This window comes from Rhodobacter ferrooxidans, assembly GCF_000176015.1.
Taxonomy (GTDB): Bacteria; Pseudomonadota; Alphaproteobacteria; order Rhodobacterales; family Rhodobacteraceae; genus Pseudorhodobacter_B; species Pseudorhodobacter_B ferrooxidans.
On record NZ_ACYY01000006.1, the window covers coordinates 48,003 to 67,722 of the forward strand.

Sequence of the window (19,720 nt, forward strand, 5' to 3'; positions counted from 1 at the left end):
CCTGCGCCGCGCAGGAGGCGGGCGGGCCGGATCGGGTTGTGGCTTCTGCTGAGTCTGGCGCTGCTGGCGGGCGGGCTGGGGTTGGGGGCAATGGCATTGACCGGGCGGCCGATTGCGCTGCCGGTCTGGGCGGTGGCCGAGGCCGAGGCGCGGTTGAACCGGGCGATGGACGGGCTTGGCGGCACGGCGGTGTCGGTGGGCGAGATCGAGATCACCGTCGGGCGCGATTGGGTGCCGCGGTTGCGGTTGCGCGATCTGGTGCTGGCGCGGCGTGACGGCGTGCCGATCCTGCGGCTGCCCGAGGCGCGGTTGGCGGTCAGCCCTGCGGCGCTGCTGCAAGGCGATCTGCGGGCGCAGAGCCTGACGCTGGTGGGGGCGCAGATCACCATCCGCCGCGATGCGCAGGGCCGGTTCGACCTCGATCTGGGGGCGGGCGTTGTGGGGCCGCAGCTTGACAGCTTTGCCGCGCTGCTGGACGCGGTGGATGCAGGCTTTGCGCTGCCCGCCCTGTCGCATCTGGAACGGATCGACGCCGAGGCGCTGACCCTGACGCTGCACGATGCCCGCGCCGGACGGGTCTGGCAGGTCGGTGACGGGCGGCTGACGCTGGAGAACCGCGCGGCCGAACTGGCGATGGAACTGGGGCTGACGCTGGTCAGCGAGGGGCAGGCCCCGGCGCAGGCGGTGCTGAATTTCGTGTCGCAAAAAGCCTCGTCCGAAGCGCGCATCCGGGCCCGGGTGCAGGGCGTGCCCGCCCGCGATATTGCGGCGCAAGCCCCGCCGCTGGCCTGGCTTGGGGTGCTGGATGCGCCGATCTCGGGGCAACTGGCCACCAGCATCGACGCAGGCGGCGGGGTGTCGGCACTGGAGGGCACGCTGACGCTGGCGGCGGGGGCGCTGTTGCCCGATGCCGCCGCCCGCCCGATCGCCTTTGACCGCGCCGGGCTGTCGCTGCGCTATGATCCGGCCACACGGAAGATCGCGCTGTCCGACGTGACGGTGGAAGGCCCGTCGTTGCGCCTGAACGCCAGTGGCCAGATTTTTGTGCCGGGCGACGGCCTGGCGCCGGCGTTTCTGGCGCAGGTGCGGCTGGAGCAGGTCAAGGTCGATCCCGAAGGGCTGTTCGTCGAGCCCGTGACCTTCACCGAGGGGGCTGTGGACCTGCGGCTGCGGCTGGACCCGTTCCGGCTGGACCTCGGGCAGGTGACACTGGTGGAAGGCGGGCGGCGGCTGACGGCATCTGGGCATTTTGCCGCCGACGCCGCGGGTTGGAGCACCGCGCTGGACCTGCATCTTGACGCGATCCGCCATGACCGGTTGCTGGCGCTGTGGCCGGTGTCGGTGGTGCCGGTCACCCGGGCCTGGCTGGCGGAAAACCTGCAACAGGGGCTGCTGTTCGACGTGAAGGCGGCGCTGCGGATTGCGCCAGGCCTGCCGCCGCGGCTGTCGCTGGGCTATGAATTTGCCGATGGCGACGTGAAATTCCTGAAGACCATGCCGCCAATCCGCAACGGCTATGGCTATGCCACCATCGAGGGCAACAGCTATACCATGGTGCTGGACAGCGGTCAGGTGACGCCACCCGAAGGCGGGGCCATCGCCATGGCGGGCTCGGTGCTGTCGGTGCTGGACATCCTGCAAAAGCCGCCGCAGGCCGAGATCCGGCTGATCACCGACAGCAGTCTGACTGCGGCGCTGTCGCTGCTGGACTCGCCGCCGTTCAGCTTCATGTCCAAGGCCGGGCGGCCGGTGCAGCTGGGGCAGGGCCGGGCGCAACTGGACACGGTGTTGCGGATGCAACTGACCGACAAGATCCGCATCGACGATGTCAGCTATCTGGTGCAGGGGCGTCTGCGCGATGTCTCGTCCGACGTGCTGGTGCCGGGGCGGGTGCTGCGCGCGCCGGACCTGTCGCTGACCGCCGACCGTTCGGGCTTGCAGATCGCGGGCAAGGGCACGCTGGCGCAGGTGCCGTTCGAGGTCAGCTATGCGCAGGGCTTTGGCGCGGAAGCCGAGGGGCGTTCGACCGTGACCGGCTGGGTGGAGTTGTCGCCGCGCACGGTGAAGGCGTTCACTCCGGGTCTGCCCGAGGGCATGGTGGGCGGTGCCGGCATGGGCGAGGTGGCGCTGGACCTGCGGCGGGGCGAGGCGACAAGGCTGACGCTGACCTCGGACCTGCGGGGGCTGGTGCTGAAACTGCCCGAGGTGGGCTGGAGCAAACCGGCGGCCCGCCCCGGCAAGCTGACGGTGCAAGCCCGGCTGACCGAGCCCGTGGTGATCGACCGGCTGGACCTGGAGGGGCCGGGGTTGAAGGCAACTGGCGCCATTTCCCTGCGCGCCGATGGCCGTCTGGACAAGGCGAATTTCGACATGCTGGACGTCGGCGGCTGGCTGAAGGCCGGGGTGCTTCTGACCGGGCAGGGGGCGGGACGGGCGGTGACGGTGGCGCTGACCGGCGGCGATCTTGATCTGCGGCGGATGACGCTGGGCAGCGGTTCGGGCACCGGCCCCAGCAGCCCGGTGCAGGTGGCGCTGGACCGGGTGGCGGTGTCGGACAGCATCACCCTGACCGGCGTTACCGGCGATTTCTCGGCCCGTGGTGGCTTCAACGGCAGTTTCCGGGCGGCGGTGAACGGCGTGGCCCCGGTCAGTGGCACGGTGGTGCCGACCGACGCGGGCAGTGCGGTGCGCATCACCTCGCGGGACGCGGGGGCGGTTCTGAAAGCCGCCGGGATTTTCGACAATGCCCGTGGCGGCACGCTGGACCTGCAACTGGTGCCGCGCGGCCCCGAGGGCATTTACGACGGCACCGCCAAGGCCGCCAACCTGCGGGTGCGCAATGCCCCGGCACTGGCGGAATTGTTGAGCGCGATCAGCGTGGTGGGTATCCTGGAGCAGTTGAACGACACGGGCCTCGTGTTCAACGAGGCCGAAGCGCGGTTTCGCCTGACGCCGGATGCGATCGAGCTGACCCGCGGCTCGGCGGTCGGGGCGTCGCTGGGGGTGTCGATGGCGGGGCTTTACGAATTTGCCGGCAAGCGGCTGGACATGCAGGGGGTGATCTCGCCGCTGTATCTGCTGAATGGCCTTGGTGCGGTGTTTACCCGGCGCGGCGAGGGGCTGTTCGGGTTTTCCTACCGGCTGCGCGGCACCTCGGATGTGCCGAAGGTGTCGGTCAACCCGCTGTCGATCCTGACGCCGGGGATGTTCCGCGAGCTGTTCCGCGCCGCGCCGCCCAAGATCGGGGATCAGCCGTGAAGCTTTCGGATTTCGATTTCGACCTGCCCGAGGCGTTGATTGCCACACGCCCCGCCAGGCCGCGCACCGCCGCCCGGCTGCTGCTGGCCGAGGGCGATGCGATCAGCGACCGGCAGGTGTCTGATCTGGTGGACATTTTCCGGCCCGGTGACCGGCTGGTGCTGAACAACACCCGGGTGATTCCGGCGCGGCTGACCGGCACAAGGGCGCGCGGCAATGCGGTGGCGCGGGTCGAGGTGACGCTGCTGGAGCCTGCGGCCGACGGCGGCTGGCGGGCGCTGGCCAAGCCGCTGCGCAAGCTGGCGCTGGGCGAGGTGGTGCGGTTCTCCGACCATTTCAGCGCCACGGTGGCCGGGAAATCGGAAACCGACCTGCGGCTGGTGTTCGATCTGGAAGGGGCGGCGTTTGATGCCGCTTTGGCCGAGGCCGGGGCGATGCCGCTGCCGCCCTATATCGCCGCCAAACGCGCCCCGGATGCGCAGGACCGGGTGGATTACCAGACCGTTTTCGCCCGCCACTCCGGCGCCGTGGCCGCCCCGACGGCGTCCTTGCATTTCGATGCGGCCCTGCTGGCGGCGCTGGCGGCCAAGGGGGTCGATTTCACCGAAGTCACGCTGCATGTCGGGGCGGGCACGTTTTTGCCGGTGAAGGTCGAAGACGTGACCACCCACAGGATGCACGCCGAATGGGGCGAGGTGACGACTGTGGCGGCGGCGCAGATCAACGCCACCCATGCGGCGGGGGGGCGGGTGATCCCGGTCGGCACCACGGCGCTGCGGCTGATCGAATCGGCGGCGGCGGCGGATGGGCTGGTGCGGGCGTGGGCTGGGACCACCGACATTTTCATCTATCCCGGTTACCGCTTTCGGGTGGCCGATGCGCTGATGACCAACTTTCACCTGCCGAAATCGACGCTGCTGATGCTGGTGTCGGCCTTGATGGGGCAGGGGCGGATTACCCGGATTTACCAACATGCGGTGGTGCAGCGGTATCGGTTCTTCAGCTACGGCGACGCCTCGCTGCTGATCCCCTGACGCCCGCGTTGCGGCGCGGGGCAAGACCTGTCAGGCTGACGGGGGCGTTTGCCGCTGGGGGAACACATGGCCGATCCTGTGGAAGTGCTGGATTTCTGGCTGGGCGAGGTTGGCCCCGCGGGCTGGTATGCCGGCGGCGACGAGCTTGATGCCGAGGTGCGGCAGCGGTTTGCCGAGGCCTGGCAGGCGGCGCTGGGCGGTGGGCTGGAACATTGGGTCGAGGGCACAGTGGCGACGCTGGCCTATATCGTGCTGACCGACCAGATGCCGCGCAACATGTTCCGCGGCACGGCGGAGGCCTTTGCCTCCGATCCCTTGGCCCTTGCTGCGGCGCGGGCGGCACTGGCGGCGGGCTGGGACATGAACGCCCCGGAACCCGAGCGGCAGTTCTTCTACATGCCATTCGAACATTCGGAAAATGCCGAGGATCAGGCGCTGGCGGTGCAATTGATGACCGAACGGCTGGCATCAGACCCGGAAATGGCGCTGCACGCCCGCGCGCATCAGGCGATCATTGCCCGCTTTGGCCGTTTTCCCAGCCGGAACGACGCCTTGGGCCGGGAAACCACGCCCGACGAGGCGGTGTTTCTGGCCGAAGGCGGCTATGGCGCGGTGGTGCGCAGCCTGGGCGGCTAAGGCATTTCCGCCTCGGATTGCCGGGGTTCTGGAAATGGTTTAAAGCTAAACTGGTTTTTCCCGGAGGGTGCGATGGCGACCAGAAACTTTGATGTGATCGTGATCGGTGCCGGTCCTGGCGGCTATGTGGCGGCGATCCGGGCGGCGCAGTTGGGGCTTTCGGTGGCGATTGTCGAGCGCGAGCATCTAGGCGGCATCTGCCTGAACTGGGGCTGCATCCCGACCAAGGCCCTGCTGCGCAGCGCCGAAGTGTTCCACCTGATGCACCGGGCCAAGGAATTCGGGCTGTCGGCCAGCGGCATCGGGTTTGATCTGGCGGCGGTGGTGGCACGCTCGCGCGGGGTGGCAAAGCAACTGTCCTCGGGCATCGGCCATCTGATGAAGAAGAACAAGATCACCGTGGTGATGGGGGCTGCCAAACTGGCCGGCAAGGGCGTGGTCAGTGTGACCACCGACAAGGGCGAGGAGTCGCTGACCGCAAAATCCATCGTGCTGGCCACCGGGGCGCGGGCCCGCGAACTGCCGGGGCTGGAGGCGGATGGTGACCTCGTGTGGTCCTACAAGCACGCGCTGGTCGCCAGCCGGATGCCGAAGCGCCTGCTGGTGATCGGCTCGGGCGCCATCGGCATCGAATTCGCCAGCTTTTTCAACACGCTGGGTGCCAATACCACGGTGGTCGAGGTGCTGGACCGGGTGCTGCCGGTGGAGGATGCGGAAATCTCGGCGCTGGCGCGCAAGGCGTTTGTGAAGCAGGGCATGACGATTCTGGAAAAGACCACGGTGAAGAAGCTGGACCGCGCGCCCGGCCGGGTGGTGGCACATCTGGAAACCGGCGGGGCGACCACGACGGCGGAGTTTGACACGGTGATTTCGGCTGTCGGCATCGTCGGCAATGTCGAGGGCCTGGGGCTGGAGGCGCTGGGGGTGAAGATCGACGGCACCCATGTGGTGACGGATGAGTTCTGCCGCACCGGGGTGGAAGGGCTTTACGCCATCGGCGATATCGCGGGCGGGCCGTGGCTGGCGCACAAGGCCAGCCATGAGGGCGTGATGGTGGCAGAGTTGATCGCGGGCGGCCATCCGCATCCGATCAAACCCGGGTCGATTGCCGGTTGCACCTATTGCTTCCCGCAGGTGGCCTCGGTGGGGATGACCGAGGCGAAGGCGATCGAGGCCGGGTTCAAGGTGAAGGTCGGGCGCTTCCCCTATATCGGCAACGGCAAGGCGATTGCCTTGGGCGAGGTGGAGGGCATGGTGAAAACCGTGTTTGATGCCGCCACCGGCGAGTTGCTGGGGGCGCATCTGATTGGCGCGGAAGTCACGGAACTTGTTCAGGGATTCGTGGTGGGCCGGGCGTTGGAGACCACCGAGGAAGACCTGATGAACACGGTGTTCCCGCATCCCACGCTGTCGGAGATGATGCACGAATCGGTGCTGGACGCCTACGGGCGGGCGCTGCATTTCTGAGAGCCAAGAGTTTCAAGCAAAACTCTTGCAAAATCCTTGGGAAGGATTTTGGTCTGGCACGGTGGGCGGCATCGGGTTAGCCCTGCGGCATGGGTGATGCGCCGAAATCGGGATTCTGGCTGGTGCTGGCGCTGTGGGGCGCCGGGCTGGGGGCTGCGGCGCAGTTCGGCAAGGTCGTGGTGATCTATGACCTGATGGCGCGGCAGTATCCGGCGGCGGCGGCGACCTCGCTGGGGTTGCTGGTGTCGATGGTGGGCTTTGTCGGGTTGGTGTTTGGCACCACGGCGGGGCTGCTGGTGCAGCGGGCGGGCTATCGGCGGGTGCTGGTGGCGGCGCTGGGCTTCGGGGCGGTGCTGTCCTTGGTGCAGGCGCCGATGTTGCCGCTGCCGCTGATGCTGGCGTTGCGGCTGGCTGAGGGCGCCTCGCATCTGGCGATTGTGGTGGCGGCACCGGTGCTGATCGCGCAGATCGCACCGCTGGCGCGGCAGGGGCTGGCGATGACGCTGTGGTCAAGCTTTTTCGGCGTGACTTTCGCGTTGATGGCCTGGGCCGGGCGGCCTTTGGCAGAGGCTTTCGGGCCGGGGGCGCTGTTTGCCGCCCATGCCGCCTATATGGCGCTGTTCGCGGCGCTGCTTTGGCTGATGCTGCCGCGGGATGTGCCGCAGGAAGCCAAGCCGTTGTCGCTGAAGGAGATTATCCGCCAGCACGGGGTGATTTATGCCTCGCCACGGCTGGCGGCCCCGGCATTGGGGTTCTTTTGCTACACTATAACCTATGTGGCGCTGCTGACCCTGCTGCCGGTGTTCGCGGGCGCGCCGCATCAGGTGTTGCTGGCGGCGGCGATGCCTTTAGTCAGCATCGCGGTATCGCTGACGCTGGGGGTCTGGCTGCTGCGGCGGATGACGGCGGTTTCGGCGGTGATGCTGGGGTATGCCGTGGCTTTGGCGGCAGCGGCGGCGCTGTGGCTGGGCTGGCAGAACCCGCCGCTGATGCTGACGGCCAGCCTGACGCTGGCCGCGGCCTTGGGGCTGGTGCAGGGCGCGTCCTTCGCCTCGATCCCGCAACTGAACGCCTCGGGGGCCGACCGGGCAAGGGCGGCGGGGGCGGTGGCGCAACTGGGCAATCTGGGCACCACCAGCGGCACGCCGATGCTGTCGGCGCTGATTCTGGCCCATGGCATCAGTGGCTTGGCCGGATTCGTGCTGCTGTTTTCAGCCCTGGGCATCGCCCTGCACCTGATCAATGCCGCACGGCGGGCTTAGGCCGGAACCACCTTGCCGCCGCCCGTCTGCCAGGCCGAAAAGCCGCCCAGATTGTAGACCTCGCCGTAACCCAGGGCCAGCATCGCCTGCCCCGCCGCCTGGCTGCGCGCGCCCGACAGGCAATACAGCACCACCGGCTTGTCCACCGACAGGCCCTTGGGGCAATCGGGGGCCTTGGGGTCGGCCTTCAGCTTGATCAGCGACAGCGGAATGTGCAGCGCCCCCTTGGCCTTGCCGGTGGCGCGCACCTCGGCCACCTCGCGCACGTCGATCAGCGTCACCTCGCCCTTGGCAACACGCGCCACGGCATCGGCCGGGGCAATGGGCTGGACCTTGGGACCGGAGGATTTCAGGAAGGAAAACATGGGGCAGCGTCCTTTGATGCGGCGTCTGGGGCCGGAATGGCGATTTCACATTCATATACTTGAATTTATTGAGGATGCAACCGCCGCAGACGCCGGGGCGCGAAGAAATCGGTGGATTTCTACCTTTTTGCAACCTAAGTTCATTCATTGTTCACGTTTACGCATTGGAGACTCCCGGCGCTTCGCCTATGTATCCGGGGTCCGAACGGGGTGGTGGCATGGCCGAGCAGAAGTTCATCGAAGTGCGCGGCGCGCGCGAGCACAATCTCAAGGGCATCGACCTTGATATTCCACGCGACCAACTGGTGGTGATCACCGGGCTTTCCGGTTCTGGCAAGTCGTCGCTGGCCTTCGATACGGTCTATGCCGAGGGTCAGCGGCGCTATGTCGAAAGCCTGTCGGCCTATGCGCGGCAGTTTCTGGACATGATGGGCAAGCCGGATGTCGACCACATCTCGGGCCTGTCGCCGGCGATCTCGATCGAGCAGAAAACCACGTCGAAGAACCCGCGTTCGACCGTTGGCACGGTGACCGAGATCTACGATTACCTGCGGCTGCTGTTTGCGCGCGCGGGCACGCCCTACAGCCCGACCACCGGCCTGCCGATCACCGCCCAGCAGGTGCAGGACATGGTGGACGCGGTGATGGCGATGCCCGAGGGCACCCGCGCCTACCTGCTGGCGCCGATGATCCGCGATCGCAAGGGCGAATATCGCAAGGAATTTCTGGAGCTTAGGAAGCAGGGCTTCCAGCGGGTCAAGGTCAACGGCGCGTTCTTTGAACTGGACGAGCCGCCGGAGCTGGACAAGAAGCTGCGCCATTCCATCGACGTGGTGGTGGACCGGATCGTGGTGCGCGACGGCATCCAGACCCGGCTGGCCGACAGCTTTCGCACCGCACTGAACCTGGCCGATGGCATCGCCGTGCTGGAAACCGCGGTGGCCGAGGGCGAAGAACCGGTTCGCACCACGTTTTCGGAAAAATTCGCCTGCCCGGTGTCGGGCTTCACCATCCCCGAGATCGAGCCGCGGCTGTTTTCCTTCAACGCGCCGCTGGGGGCCTGCCCGGTCTGCGACGGGCTGGGGGTCGAGTTGTTCTTTGACGAGCGGCTGGTGGTGCCGGACCAAAGCCTGACGCTGACGCAGGGGGCGCTGGCGCCCTGGGCCAAGTCGAAAAGCCCGTATTTCCTGCAAACCATTGATGCGATTGCCAAACACTATGGGTTCGACAAGAAGCTGAAGTGGAAGGATTTGCCGCCCGATGTGCAGCAGGTGTTCCTGCGCGGCTCGGGCGAGACCGAGATCGGCTTTCGCTATGACGAGGGCGGGCGGATTTATCAGGTTTCCCGGGTGTTCGAAGGGGTGATTCCCAACATGGAACGCCGCTACCGCGAGACCGATTCTGCCTGGGTGCGCGAGGATTTCGAGCGGTTCCAGAACAACCGGCCTTGCGGCGCCTGTGGCGGCTTCCGGCTGAAACCCGAGGCTTTGGCGGTGAAGATTGCGGGCATGCATGTGGGCCAGGTGGTGCAGATGTCGATCCACGAGGCTTTCGACTGGATCGGCAAGGTGCCCGAGGCGCTGTCGGCGCAGAACAACGAGATTGCCCGGGCGATCCTGAAGGAAATCCGCGAACGCCTTGGGTTTCTGGTGAATGTCGGGCTGAATTATCTGACCCTTTCGCGCAGTGCGGGCACGTTGTCGGGCGGGGAATCGCAGCGGATCCGGCTGGCCAGCCAGATCGGCTCGGGGCTGACCGGGGTGCTCTATGTGCTGGACGAGCCGTCGATCGGGCTGCATCAGCGCGACAATGACCGGCTGCTGACCACGCTGAAAAACCTGCGCGATGCCGGCAATACCGTGCTGGTGGTGGAGCATGACGAGGATGCAATTCGCACCGCCGATTATGTGTTCGACTTCGGTCCCGGCGCCGGGGTGCATGGCGGGCGGGTGGTCAGCCACGGCACGCCGGCTGAGGTGGCCGCCGATCCGGCCAGCCTGACCGGGCAGTATCTGAGCGGCACCCGGTCGATCCCGGTGCCGAAGGTGCGACGCAAGGGCAGCGGGAAAAAGGCAACGGTTGTCGGGGCTTGCGGGAATAACCTGAGGAACGTGACGGTGGATTTCCCGCTGGGGATGTTTGTCTGCGTCACCGGGGTGTCGGGCGGGGGCAAATCCACGCTGACCATCGAGACGCTGTTCAAGACCGCGGCGGTGCGGCTGAACGGGGCGCGCGAGACGCCTGCGCCCTGCGAGACCATCAAGGGCTTCGAGCATCTGGACAAGGTGATCGACATTGATCAGCGCGCCATCGGGCGGACTCCACGCTCGAACCCCGCCACCTATACCGGCGCTTTCACCCCGATTCGCGACTGGTTTGCCGGTCTGCCCGAGGCCAAGGCGCGCGGCTATCTGCCCGGGCGCTTCAGTTTCAACGTCAAGGGCGGGCGTTGCGAGGCCTGTCAGGGCGACGGCGTGTTGAAGATCGAGATGAACTTCCTGCCCGATGTCTATGTGACCTGCGAGACCTGCAAGGGCCACCGCTACAACCGCGAGACCTTGGAAATCAAGTTCAAGGGCAAGAGCATAGCCGACGTTCTGGACATGACGGTCGAGGATGCGCAGGGGTTTTTCCAGGCGGTGCCGTCGATCCGCGAGAAGATGGATGCGCTGGTGCAGGTGGGCCTGGGCTACATCAAGGTCGGGCAGCAGGCCACCACGCTGTCGGGCGGCGAGGCGCAGCGGGTGAAGCTGTCGAAGGAATTGTCGCGCCGCGCCACCGGGCGGACGCTGTATATTCTGGACGAGCCGACCACCGGGCTGCATTTCGAGGATGTGCGCAAGCTGTTGGAAGTGCTGCATGAACTGGTCGAGCAGGGCAACACGGTGGTGGTGATCGAGCACAATCTGGATGTGGTGAAGACCGCCGACTGGGTGATCGACATCGGCCCCGAGGGTGGCGATGGCGGTGGTGAGATATTGGTGGTGGGCACGCCGGAAGAGGTGGCGAAATCCGAGCGCAGCCACACCGGGCGCTATCTGAAGGACATGCTGAAGCCGCGGCGGCACGCGGCAGAGTAGCGCCGCCCCTTGGGGGCATCGAGCCCCCGCGGGGCGGGTTGGTGCTGTGCTTTCGAGGGGTATCCCTGCCGTGAGGTTGGTGCCTCCGGCGGGGATATTTTCAAACAGATGAAGGGGTTGGCGTTATTTCTTCATCGGGCAGGTGGACATGCCCAGCAGCGAATAGGCCGGGCAGGTGGACATCAGGCCGGTGGCCAGCGGCACGACGCCGATCAGCAGAAGCCAGTGCCAGGCGCCGCCGGTGGTGAAGAAATAGGCGGCCAGCAGGGCGATGCCCACCACGATGCGCAGGACGCGGTCGATGCCGCCGACATTGGTTTTGAACATTTGGGGTCTTCCTTCTGGTGAGGCCCCGGGTGGCGCAGGGCCATCCGCAGGCGGGTGCATGGGAAGAGCATAGGCCGATTGTGTGGCGGTGTCTGTGACAGGGTCACGCAAGGCGCGATCAATCGGCGGCGTCGGTCTCGGCCAGGCGGCGCAGGGCGGCGGGATTGGTCAGCCGCACCCGGCCACGGTCGGTTTCGACCCAGCCGCGGCGGGCGAAACTGTCAAGGCGGCGCGAGATCACCTCGCGCGCGGTGCCGATGCGGGCGGCAAGGTCGGCCTGGGTGGCATGCACCTCGTCGTTCTGCGCCAATTCCAGCAGCACCGCCGCCAGACGGCTTTCGACCCGCTGGAAGGCGACCCGTTCCAAGAGTTGCATCATGCCCTGCATCCGGGCGGCAAAGGCGCGGAACACGAAGCTGCGGAACGGTGCTGCACGGTCCATCAGGTTCAGGAACAGGCTGCGCGGGATCATCACCAGATCGCAGTCGCTGGCGGTGATCGCCTCGCCGGTGTAGTCCTCGCCGCCCATCAGACCCAGCGTGGTCTGCACGCAGCTTTCGCCGGGCTCGACACCGTAGAGCAGGATTTCCCTGCCGGTGGGACCGGTCAGGAACACCTCGATCCGGCCCGACAGCACCACCGAAAAGCCGGTGGCGGCATCGCCGGGGCGGAACAGCGTCTTGCCCTTGGGCAGGTGCATCACCGGCAGGGCGTCAAGGCCTGCGCGCAATTCGCGCGGCAGGCCGGTCAGCCCGGCGCGGGCGGTCCAGCCGTTCTGCGGGCTTTTGGGGTCGGGGGTATGGGTCATGCGGCATCATAGCGCGAAACCGCCCGGGTAGAAGCGGCAAAGCGGCGGCAGGGCGGGGCACCCTGCCGCAGGCGTTCACTCCATCGGTTTGAAGTTCAGGCTGGCGCCTTCCTTGATGCCGGAGGGCCAGCGCGAGGTGATGGTTTTGGTGCGGGTGTAAAAGCGGAAGCTGTCGGGCCCGTGCTGGTTCAGGTCGCCAAAGCCGGATTTCTTCCAACCGCCAAAGGTGTGATAGGCCAGCGGCACCGGGATCGGCACGTTGATGCCGATCATGCCGACATTGATGCGATGGGCGAAATCGCGGGCGGTGTCGCCGTCGCGGGTGAAGATGGCGGTGCCGTTGCCGTATTCGTGGTCCATGGCATAGCCGATGGCTTCCTCGTAGGTTTTGGCGCGGACGCAGGACAGCACCGGGCCGAAGATTTCCTTGCGGTAGATATCCATGTCGGTGGTGACGTGGTCAAAGAGGTGCGGGCCGATAAAGTAGCCATTTTCATAGCCTTGCAGGGCGAAGTTGCGACCGTCCACCACCAGTTCGGCACCCTGGGCGATGCCGGTTTCCACCAGCCGCAGGATGTTGGCCTTGGCGGCAGCCGTCACCACCGGGCCATAGTCGATGTCGTTTCCGGCGGTGTAGGGGCCGACTTTCAGCTTTTCGATGCGGGGGATCAGCTTGGCGATCAGGGCGTTGGCGGTTTCCTCGCCCACCGGCACCGCGACCGAGATGGCCATGCAGCGTTCGCCCGCAGCACCATAGCCCGCGCCCACCAGCGCGTCGGCGGCAAGGTCAAGGTCGGCGTCGGGCATGATGATCATGTGGTTCTTGGCGCCGCCAAAGCACTGCACCCGCTTGCCGTTGGAACAGCCGCGGCCATAGATGTACTCGGCGATCGGGGTCGAGCCGACAAAGCCGATGGCGGCGATGGTCGGGTTGTCGAGGATGGCATCGACCGCTTCCTTGTCGCCGTTGACCACTTGCAGCACGCCGTCGGGAAGGCCGGCTTCCTGCATCAGTTCGGCCAGCATCAAGGGCACCGAGGGATCGCGTTCCGAGGGTTTCAGGATGAAGGCATTGCCGCAGGCCAGTGCGGGGCCCATTTTCCACAACGGGATCATGGCGGGGAAGTTGAAGGGGGTAATTCCGGCAGCAACGCCAAGCGGTTGGCGCATGGAATACATGTCGATGCCGGGGCCGGCGCTGTCGGTGAACTCGCCCTTCAGCAGCTGCGGCGCGCCGATGCAGTATTCGATCACTTCCAGCCCGCGCTGGATATCGCCCTTGGCGTCGGGGATGGTCTTGCCATGCTCGCGGGAAAGCGCCTCGGCCAGCTTGTCCATGTCGCGGTTCAAGAGTTGCACGAAGGCCATCATCACCCGGGCGCGGCGCTGCGGGTTGGTGGCGCCCCATTTCACTTGGGCGCGGGCGGCATCGGCCACCGCGGCGTCAAGCTCGGCCTTGGAGGCCAGCGGCACCCGCGCCTGCACCTCGCCCGTCGCCGGGTTGAAGACATCGGCAAAGCGGCCCGAGCTGCCCTTGACGTGCTTGCCGTTGATCCAGTGGCTGAGTTCCTGCATGGCGTTCTCCCAATGCGTTGGCAGCACTATAGTCTTGCAATAATGCCCGACAAAGGCGCAAGATTTCAAAAAGGTTTTGCAAAAACGCAGGTATCGGGATGGATTGGGATGACTTGCGGCTGTTCCTGGCGGTGGCGCGGGCGGAAAGCCTGTCCGGCGCGGGCAAGGCGCTGAAGTTGGACCCGGCGACGCTGGGGCGGCGGATTGCGCGGCTGGAGCAGGGGCTGGCGGCGCGGCTGTTCGTGAAAAGCCCGCAGGGCTATGCGCTGACGGAAGCCGGGCAGCGCTTGCTGGTGCATGCCGAGCGCGCCGAGGCGGCGATGGCGGGGGCGGCCGAGGAACTGCGCGGCGTGCCGGGCAGCCTGACCGGGCAGATCAGGATCGGCGCGCCGGATGGTTGCGCCAACTACCTGCTGCCGCAGGTGCTGGCGGCGATCTGCGATGGCAATCCGGGGCTGGAGGTGCAGATCGTGGCGCTGCCCCGCGTCTTCAACCTGTCGAAACGCGAGGCCGATCTGGCAATTGCGGTCAGCCGCCCCGAGGCAGGCCGCCTGACGGTGCAGAAGCTGACCGATTACCACCTGCATCTGGCGGCCTCGCGCGGCTATCTTGAGGCCCATGGCGCGATTGACAGCCCCGCCGATCTGCGCGGGCGGCGGATGATCGGCTATATCCCCGACATGATCTTCGACAAGGAACTGGATTATCTGGCCGAGATCGGCGTGGCGCATGTGCCGCTGGCCTCGAACTCGGTGTCGGTGCAACTGAACTGGCTGCGCCACGGCGCGGGGGTGGGGGTGGTGCATGACTTCGCGCTGCCAGCCGCCCCCGAACTGGTGCGGCTGATCCCCGACCAGATCAGCCTGACCCGTGCCTTCTGGCTGATCCGCCATGCCGATGATGGCAGGGTCGAACGGCTGAACCGCTTTGCCGATCTGCTGGCGCAAGGGCTGCGGCGCGAGGTGGTGCGGCTGGAAGCCTTGGCTTGACAGAAAAACATATATGGCAGACCCTTCATTGATCAGACGCGGGAGGTGCTGCCGATGCTGGTTAAACAGATCCTGACCTCGAAACACGACGATCAGGTGGCCACCGTGCCACCCGGCACGACCATGGCGCAGGTGGTGGGGCTTTTGGCCGACAAGCGGATCGGCGCGCTGGTGGTCTCATCCGACGGGGTGGCGGTGGCGGGCATCGTGTCGGAACGCGACGTCGTGCGCGAACTGGCGCGGCGCGGGCCGGGCGTGCTGCGGATGCCGGTGGAAAGCCTGATGACCACGCGGGTGGTGGGTTGCGGTCTGCAAGATCGTGCCAACGACGTGCTGGAGCAGATGACCCGCGGCCGGTTTCGCCACATGCCGGTGCTGGAGGGCGGGCGGATGGTCGGGCTGATCTCGATCGGCGATCTGGTCAAGGCGCGGCTGGCGGAACTGTCAATGGAGGTCGATGCGCTGGAAGGCATGATCAAGGGGTTCTGATAATGCTGCGCCGCGGCACTTTCACCCTTGCCAATCGCCGCGCCGTCCTGTTGCGTGGCACCGGGCAATCATGGAGCAGACATGCGCATCGGTCTTTACCCCGGCACTTTCGATCCGGTGACGCTTGGCCATGTGGACATCATCCAGCGTGCCATGCAGCTGGTCGATCGGCTGGTGATCGGCGTGGCGATCAACCGCGACAAGGCTCCGCTGTTCAGTCTGGAAGAACGGGTGGCCATGGTGCAGGCCGAATGTCAGGGCATCATCGCCAAGACCGGCGGCGAGATTCTGGTGCATCCGTTCGAGAACCTGCTGATCGACTGCGCCCGCGATGTCGGTGCCGGGATCATCATCCGCGGCCTGCGGGCGGTGGCGGATTTCGAATATGAGTTCCAGATGGTCGGGATGAACCGCGCGCTGGATTCCAGCATCGAGACGGTGTTCATGATGGCCGACGCGCGCAGGCAGGCGATTGCCTCGAAACTGGTGAAGGAAATCGCGCGCTTGGGCGGCGATGTGTCGAAATTCGTCACACCCGCGGTACAAGAGGTGCTGCGGGCCAAGTTCGCCTGATCAGCCGCGGCCATAAACCGCCTGCCAGGCGATGCGATGGGCGTCGCCTGTGTAGATGCCAAGGTCAAGCGCCACGTCCAGCGGCAGCCGGGCAATCTCGTTACGGGTGTGCAGATAGCGCGCACGGTTGCGGGCGGCGGTTTGCAGTTTTTCGATCACGTTCAGCATGGTTATTCCTTTCGCAAGGGCAGGGCCTGTTTGTTTTCCCTCTGCCTGCCTAGGATGTGGCCACTATGTTACCGCTAACAACCGTCGATCCGTCAGGGCCGCCATGTGCCGGGCGCATAGCTGTAGCAGGGAATGCAAAGGGGCGCCCGCGGGCGCCCCAAAATCCTTCGAAGGATTTTGCAAGGATTTTCGAAAATCCTTGCGCTGATCCTCAGATCAGCTTGCCCATCGCCACCGCCGTATCGGCCATGCGGTTCGAGAAGCCCCATTCGTTGTCATACCAGGTCAGGATGCGCACCATGGTGCCGTCCATCACCTTGGTCTGATCCATGTGGAAGATCGACGAATGTGGGTCGTGGTTGAAATCGCTGCTGACATTCGGCTGGTCGGTGAAGCCCAGGATGCCCTTCAGCCGGCCATTTGCGGCGGTGCGGATGGCGTCGTTGACCTCGGCCACGGTGGTGGAGCGGCTGGCTTCGAACACCAGATCGACCACCGAGACGTTGGGCGTCGGCACCCGGATCGCCACGCCGTCGAGCTTGCCCTTCAGTTCCGGCAGCACCAGACCCACGGCCTTGGCAGCCCCGGTCGAGGTCGGGATCATGCTCAGGGCGGCGGCACGGGCGCGGTAGAGGTCCTTGTGCATGGTGTCCAGCGTCGGCTGGTCGCCGGTATAGGAGTGGATGGTGGTCATGAAGCCTTTGACGATGCCGATGCTCTGGTGCAGCACCTGCGCCACCGGCGACAGGCAGTTGGTGGTGCAGGAGGCGTTCGACACGATCAGGTCGGCGGCAGTCAGGGTGTCGTGGTTGACGCCATAAACGATGGTCTTGTCAGCCCCGGCGGAAGGCGCCGAGACCAGCACCCGGCTGGCGCCGTTTTCCAGATGCACCACGGCCTTTTCCTTGTCGGTGAAGATGCCGGTACATTCCAGCACGATATCGACATGCGCCCAGGGCAGATCGGCCGGGTTGCGGATCGCGGAAACCTCGATCGGGCCGCGGCCGGCGTCGATGGTGGTGGCGGTGGTGGTCACGGTGCCGGGAAAGCGGCCATGCACAGAGTCGAACCGCAGCAGGTGGGCGTTGGTTTCCACCGGGCCAAGATCGTTGATCGCCACCACCTGAATATCGGTGCGCCCCGATTCGATGATGGCACGCAGCACGTTGCGGCCGATGCGGCCAAAGCCGTTGATGGCTACTTTCACGGTCATGACAGACTCCTTTGTGGTCAGCCTTGCAGCACCGGGAATGTCCGCGGCGCGATCAGCCGCCAAAGACGCCGAAACTACGGGAATTTCAATGCGAGTTTCAGGTTTTCAGCGCCAGAAGGCCAGATATTCCACCATGTCGGCGAATTTGCGCAAAAGGAACAGCAGCGCAGAACTGCCGTTCAGCAGGATGTCCGCCGCGATCAGCGCGGTCAGGCACAGGCCAAGGACAAGGGCAATCCGGTCGGTCACGCCGCCTCCGCTGCAAATCGGGCTGGCGCGACGATAGACCAGCGCCGCGGCGGAATGAAGGCGGTTGCCGCTTGTTCTTGCCGCCCGCATCACTAGGTTGGCAGCGACAAGCACAGGGATGGTGACATGAGCGGTTTGCTGGCGCTGCTGGACGATGTGGCGGCGATTGCCAAGGTGGCGGCGGCCTCGATCGACGATGTGGCGGCGGGGGCTGCCAAGGCCGGGGCCAAGGCGGCGGGCGTGGTGATCGACGATGCCGCGGTGACGCCGAAATATGTGCATGGCTTTGAAGCCAAACGCGAATTGCCGATCATCTGGCGGATTGCCAAGGGGTCGGTGCGCAACAAGCTGGTGATCCTGCTGCCTGCGGCCTTGCTGCTGTCGGCCTTCGCGCCCTGGGTGATCACGCCGCTTCTGATGATGGGGGGGGCCTATCTTTGCTTCGAGGGCGCCGAGAAGATCGCCCACAAGCTGTGGCCCTCCGAGGCGCATGGCCAAGACGCGGACGAGGGTGTCGGCGATCCGGCGCATCTGGAAGAACAAAAGGTCGCAGGCGCCATCAAGACCGATTTCATCCTGTCGGCCGAGATCATGACCATCGCGCTGGCGGCGATTCCCGAGGGCGGCTTTGTCACCGAGGCGGCGGCGCTGGCGCTGGTGGGGGTGGGGATCACCGCGCTGGTTTATGGTGGCGTGGCGGTGATCGTTAAGATGGACGATATCGGCCTGTTTCTGGCGCGGCGCGGTCGGCTGGCGCTGACCCGCGGTTTCGGGCGCGGGCTGGTGCGGGCCATGCCGGTGCTGATGTCGGTGCTGTCCACTGTCGGCACGGCGGCGATGCTGTGGGTCGGCGGCTCGATCATCCTGCATGGTTCGGAAGAGCTGGGCTATGGCTGGTTGGCCGAAGCGATCCACCATGTGGCGCAAGCGGCGGGGCATCTGCTGCCGCAGGCGGTGGCGGCGGTGGAATGGCTGGTGACAGCGGCGCTGGACGGGGTGTTCGGGCTGGCGCTGGGGCTTTTGCTGATCCCGCTGGCGGGGCGGGTGATCGGGCCGCTTTGGGCGCTGCTGCGGGGCACAAAGGCCAAGCCGGGGCATTGAGCCCCAAAATCCTTCGAAGGATTTTGCAAAAGTTTTCGAAAACTTTTGCGCTGCCGCCGCGGGCCGGCAGGATCAGGCACCGCATCAGCTATGGGCGGTAAGGCTTTGGTTCGAAAGGGGGGCGCATTTCTGCCGGTGTTTGGGTTAAGATTGCAGGCAAGTGCGTTCCGGCTGATTCGCGTCGGCCGGGGCCGTGGTTGTCGATGCCGCAGGGAGTGCCAGGATGGGTGAAATCGCAGAGTTCGAGCGCCGGATCACCGCCGCGCTGCAACGCATCGGTGCCGGGCTGGATCAGTTGGGGCCAATCACCGAGGCACAGCCCGGGCCGGATGCCGGTGATCTGGCGGCGGATGTCGCCTCCTTGCGCGATGCGCTGGACGATGAACGCACCGTCAATGCGCAACTGGGAGAACGGTTGCGGGCGGTGAAGGAACGCGAGGCCGAGGGGCTGGCCGAGGCGCAGGCGCGGATCGAGGCGATGACCCGGCAGCTTGACGTGCAGGGTCTTGAATTGCAGCGGATGCGCAAGACCACCATCCAGCTGCGCGAACAGTTGCGGGTGCTGCGCGAGGCGCAGACGCAGGGGCTGGCCGATCCGCAGATGCTCAACAAGGCGATGCTGGGCGAGTTGGAGGCGCTGCGGGCGGCGCGGCAAAGCGAAACCGCCGAGCTTGACGAGATTCTGGCGGAACTGGCGCCGCTCTTGCAGGAGGAACAGATCGGTGGCTGAGGTCGATATCACCATTGGCGGCAAGGTGTTTCAGGTGGCCTGCCAGGCGGGCGAGGAACATTTCCTGCGCTCGGCGGCGCAAATGCTGGACAACGAGGCGGGCCCGCTGGTCACGCAGATGGGGCGGCTGCCCGAGGCGCGGATGTTGCTGATGGCAGGCCTGATGCTGGCCGACAAGACCGCGGCGGTCGAAGACGAGGTGCGGGTGCTGAAGGCCAAGCTGGCCGAGGCCGAGAAGCGCCCGGCATCGGCGGCACAGCGGGTCGAGGTGCCGGTGGTGCCGGCCCGCGTCGTGGAAACTCTGGCCGAGATTGCGGCACGGGCCGAGGCTTTGGCCGACGCGGTGGACGAACGGCTGACGCTGTAACGGGCGGGCGCAGGGGCGGGGGCTGTCTG

At 66.1% G+C, this 19,720-nt stretch carries 19 protein-coding genes; 12 read left to right on the forward strand and 7 right to left on the reverse strand.

Annotated elements, in window-relative coordinates; translation table 11 throughout:
* Window positions 1-36 precede the first annotated feature (36 nt).
* The 5 genes from RSW2DRAFT_RS06065 (at window position 37) to RSW2DRAFT_RS06085 (ending at window position 7,657) form a co-directional block, all read left to right on the forward strand.
* Window positions 37-3,258 carry a YhdP family protein gene (locus RSW2DRAFT_RS06065; RefSeq protein WP_040671702.1) on the forward strand — a complete coding sequence of 1,074 codons (3,222 nt, stop codon included), beginning with the start codon at window positions 37-39 and terminating at the stop codon, window positions 3,256-3,258.
* Window positions 3,255-4,292, forward strand: a complete 1,038-nt coding sequence (gene queA / locus RSW2DRAFT_RS06070; RefSeq protein ID WP_008029075.1) for a tRNA preQ1(34) S-adenosylmethionine ribosyltransferase-isomerase QueA — start codon at window positions 3,255-3,257, stop codon at window positions 4,290-4,292. Before RSW2DRAFT_RS06065 ends, queA begins: the two co-directional genes overlap by 4 nt.
* Before the next feature lie 66 nt (window positions 4,293-4,358).
* Window positions 4,359-4,928: a DUF924 family protein gene (locus RSW2DRAFT_RS06075; RefSeq protein ID WP_008029076.1), complete on the forward strand. Its 570-nt coding sequence runs from the start codon at window positions 4,359-4,361 to the stop codon at window positions 4,926-4,928.
* Window positions 4,929-5,000: 72 nt separating this feature from the next.
* Complete coding sequence (gene lpdA / locus RSW2DRAFT_RS06080; protein WP_008029077.1) at window positions 5,001-6,395, forward strand: dihydrolipoyl dehydrogenase; 1,395 nt, start codon at window positions 5,001-5,003, stop codon at window positions 6,393-6,395.
* Window positions 6,396-6,484: 89 nt separating this feature from the next.
* Complete coding sequence (locus RSW2DRAFT_RS06085; protein WP_008029079.1) at window positions 6,485-7,657, forward strand: MFS transporter; 1,173 nt, start codon at window positions 6,485-6,487, stop codon at window positions 7,655-7,657.
* Here RSW2DRAFT_RS06085 and RSW2DRAFT_RS06090 read toward each other — a convergent pair.
* A complete protein-coding gene (locus RSW2DRAFT_RS06090) occupies window positions 7,654-8,022 on the reverse strand; it encodes a rhodanese-like domain-containing protein (protein ID WP_008029081.1) in 369 nt (122 codons plus the stop codon). The genes RSW2DRAFT_RS06085 and RSW2DRAFT_RS06090 overlap by 4 nt on opposite strands.
* Window positions 8,023-8,240: 218 nt before the next feature.
* Here RSW2DRAFT_RS06090 and uvrA point away from each other — a divergent pair, with 218 nt between their 5' ends.
* Window positions 8,241-11,102, forward strand: coding sequence for an excinuclease ABC subunit UvrA (gene uvrA / locus RSW2DRAFT_RS06095; protein WP_008029083.1), 2,862 nt, complete (start codon window positions 8,241-8,243; stop codon window positions 11,100-11,102).
* Between the two features lie 123 nt (window positions 11,103-11,225).
* On the opposite strand, the gene RSW2DRAFT_RS06100 is transcribed toward uvrA, so the two are convergent.
* The 3 genes from RSW2DRAFT_RS06100 to RSW2DRAFT_RS06110 form a co-directional block, all read right to left on the reverse strand.
* Window positions 11,226-11,429, reverse strand: coding sequence for a YgaP family membrane protein (locus RSW2DRAFT_RS06100; RefSeq protein WP_008029085.1), 204 nt, complete (start codon window positions 11,427-11,429; stop codon window positions 11,226-11,228).
* 118 nt (window positions 11,430-11,547) lie between these two features.
* Window positions 11,548-12,237 (reverse strand): Crp/Fnr family transcriptional regulator, encoded by a 690-nt coding sequence (locus RSW2DRAFT_RS06105; protein ID WP_008029086.1) that lies wholly within the window; start codon window positions 12,235-12,237, stop codon window positions 11,548-11,550.
* A gap of 75 nt (window positions 12,238-12,312) precedes the next feature.
* Entirely contained in the window at window positions 12,313-13,812 is a 1,500-nt protein-coding gene (locus tag RSW2DRAFT_RS06110) for a CoA-acylating methylmalonate-semialdehyde dehydrogenase (RefSeq protein WP_008029087.1), read from the reverse strand.
* Window positions 13,813-13,910: 98 nt separating this feature from the next.
* Here RSW2DRAFT_RS06110 and RSW2DRAFT_RS06115 point away from each other — a divergent pair, with 98 nt between their 5' ends.
* The 3 genes from RSW2DRAFT_RS06115 to coaD all read left to right on the forward strand — a co-directional run bounded on the left by RSW2DRAFT_RS06115 (window position 13,911) and on the right by coaD (window position 15,863).
* On the forward strand, window positions 13,911-14,801 hold the full coding sequence (locus tag RSW2DRAFT_RS06115; protein WP_008029089.1) for a LysR family transcriptional regulator: 891 nt from the start codon (window positions 13,911-13,913) through the stop codon (window positions 14,799-14,801).
* A gap of 54 nt (window positions 14,802-14,855) precedes the next feature.
* Window positions 14,856-15,290, forward strand: a complete 435-nt coding sequence (locus RSW2DRAFT_RS06120; RefSeq protein ID WP_008029091.1) for a CBS domain-containing protein — start codon at window positions 14,856-14,858, stop codon at window positions 15,288-15,290.
* 81 nt (window positions 15,291-15,371) lie between these two features.
* On the forward strand, window positions 15,372-15,863 hold the full coding sequence (gene coaD / locus RSW2DRAFT_RS06125) for a pantetheine-phosphate adenylyltransferase (RefSeq protein ID WP_008029092.1): 492 nt from the start codon (window positions 15,372-15,374) through the stop codon (window positions 15,861-15,863).
* Here the strand turns inward: coaD and RSW2DRAFT_RS18240 are convergent, their stop codons facing one another.
* The 3 genes from RSW2DRAFT_RS18240 to RSW2DRAFT_RS18245 all read right to left on the reverse strand — a co-directional run bounded on the left by RSW2DRAFT_RS18240 (window position 15,864) and on the right by RSW2DRAFT_RS18245 (window position 17,493).
* Entirely contained in the window at window positions 15,864-16,031 is a 168-nt protein-coding gene (locus tag RSW2DRAFT_RS18240) for a hypothetical protein (protein WP_008029095.1), read from the reverse strand.
* 211 nt (window positions 16,032-16,242) lie between these two features.
* Window positions 16,243-17,244 (reverse strand): type I glyceraldehyde-3-phosphate dehydrogenase, encoded by a 1,002-nt coding sequence (gap, locus tag RSW2DRAFT_RS06130; RefSeq protein WP_008029097.1) that lies wholly within the window; start codon window positions 17,242-17,244, stop codon window positions 16,243-16,245.
* Between the two features lie 105 nt (window positions 17,245-17,349).
* Window positions 17,350-17,493: a hypothetical protein gene (locus tag RSW2DRAFT_RS18245; RefSeq protein ID WP_008029099.1), complete on the reverse strand. Its 144-nt coding sequence runs from the start codon at window positions 17,491-17,493 to the stop codon at window positions 17,350-17,352.
* 126 nt (window positions 17,494-17,619) lie between these two features.
* Here RSW2DRAFT_RS18245 and RSW2DRAFT_RS06140 point away from each other — a divergent pair, with 126 nt between their 5' ends.
* From RSW2DRAFT_RS06140 to RSW2DRAFT_RS06150, 3 genes are all read left to right on the forward strand, one after another.
* Window positions 17,620-18,594: a DUF808 domain-containing protein gene (locus RSW2DRAFT_RS06140; protein WP_008029101.1), complete on the forward strand. Its 975-nt coding sequence runs from the start codon at window positions 17,620-17,622 to the stop codon at window positions 18,592-18,594.
* Between the two features lie 223 nt (window positions 18,595-18,817).
* Window positions 18,818-19,324 (forward strand): hypothetical protein, encoded by a 507-nt coding sequence (locus RSW2DRAFT_RS06145; RefSeq protein ID WP_008029103.1) that lies wholly within the window; start codon window positions 18,818-18,820, stop codon window positions 19,322-19,324.
* The gene (locus RSW2DRAFT_RS06150) at window positions 19,317-19,691 is read left to right on the forward strand and encodes a cell division protein ZapA (protein WP_008029105.1); all 375 of its coding nucleotides are present in this window, start codon (window positions 19,317-19,319) and stop codon (window positions 19,689-19,691) included. Before RSW2DRAFT_RS06145 ends, RSW2DRAFT_RS06150 begins: the two co-directional genes overlap by 8 nt.
* Window positions 19,692-19,720: the final 29 nt, after the last annotated feature.

What these genes read in the sequence shown, in the direction of transcription:
- lpdA (WP_008029077.1), top strand. Translation starts at nt 5,001, where the DNA reads ATGGCGACCAGAAACTTTGATGTGATCGTGATCGGTGCCGGTCCTGGC.
- RSW2DRAFT_RS06085 (WP_008029079.1), top strand. Translation starts at nt 6,485, where the DNA reads ATGGGTGATGCGCCGAAATCGGGATTCTGGCTGGTGCTGGCGCTGTGG.
- RSW2DRAFT_RS06110 (WP_008029087.1), bottom strand. Translation starts at nt 13,812, where the DNA reads ATGCAGGAACTCAGCCACTGGATCAACGGCAAGCACGTCAAGGGCAGC.
- RSW2DRAFT_RS06105 (WP_008029086.1), bottom strand. Translation starts at nt 12,237, where the DNA reads ATGACCCATACCCCCGACCCCAAAAGCCCGCAGAACGGCTGGACCGCC.
- RSW2DRAFT_RS18240 (WP_008029095.1), bottom strand. Translation starts at nt 16,031, where the DNA reads ATGCTGAACGTGATCGAAAAACTGCAAACCGCCGCCCGCAACCGTGCG.
- RSW2DRAFT_RS06120 (WP_008029091.1), top strand. Translation starts at nt 14,856, where the DNA reads ATGCTGGTTAAACAGATCCTGACCTCGAAACACGACGATCAGGTGGCC.
- uvrA (WP_008029083.1), top strand. Translation starts at nt 8,241, where the DNA reads ATGGCCGAGCAGAAGTTCATCGAAGTGCGCGGCGCGCGCGAGCACAAT.
- RSW2DRAFT_RS06075 (WP_008029076.1), top strand. Translation starts at nt 4,359, where the DNA reads ATGGCCGATCCTGTGGAAGTGCTGGATTTCTGGCTGGGCGAGGTTGGC.
- coaD (WP_008029092.1), top strand. Translation starts at nt 15,372, where the DNA reads ATGCGCATCGGTCTTTACCCCGGCACTTTCGATCCGGTGACGCTTGGC.
- gap (WP_008029097.1), bottom strand. Translation starts at nt 17,244, where the DNA reads ATGACCGTGAAAGTAGCCATCAACGGCTTTGGCCGCATCGGCCGCAAC.
- RSW2DRAFT_RS06140 (WP_008029101.1), top strand. Translation starts at nt 17,620, where the DNA reads ATGAGCGGTTTGCTGGCGCTGCTGGACGATGTGGCGGCGATTGCCAAG.
- RSW2DRAFT_RS06090 (WP_008029081.1), bottom strand. Translation starts at nt 8,022, where the DNA reads ATGTTTTCCTTCCTGAAATCCTCCGGTCCCAAGGTCCAGCCCATTGCC.
- RSW2DRAFT_RS06115 (WP_008029089.1), top strand. Translation starts at nt 13,911, where the DNA reads ATGGATTGGGATGACTTGCGGCTGTTCCTGGCGGTGGCGCGGGCGGAA.
- RSW2DRAFT_RS06100 (WP_008029085.1), bottom strand. Translation starts at nt 11,429, where the DNA reads ATGTTCAAAACCAATGTCGGCGGCATCGACCGCGTCCTGCGCATCGTG.
- RSW2DRAFT_RS06145 (WP_008029103.1), top strand. Translation starts at nt 18,818, where the DNA reads ATGGGTGAAATCGCAGAGTTCGAGCGCCGGATCACCGCCGCGCTGCAA.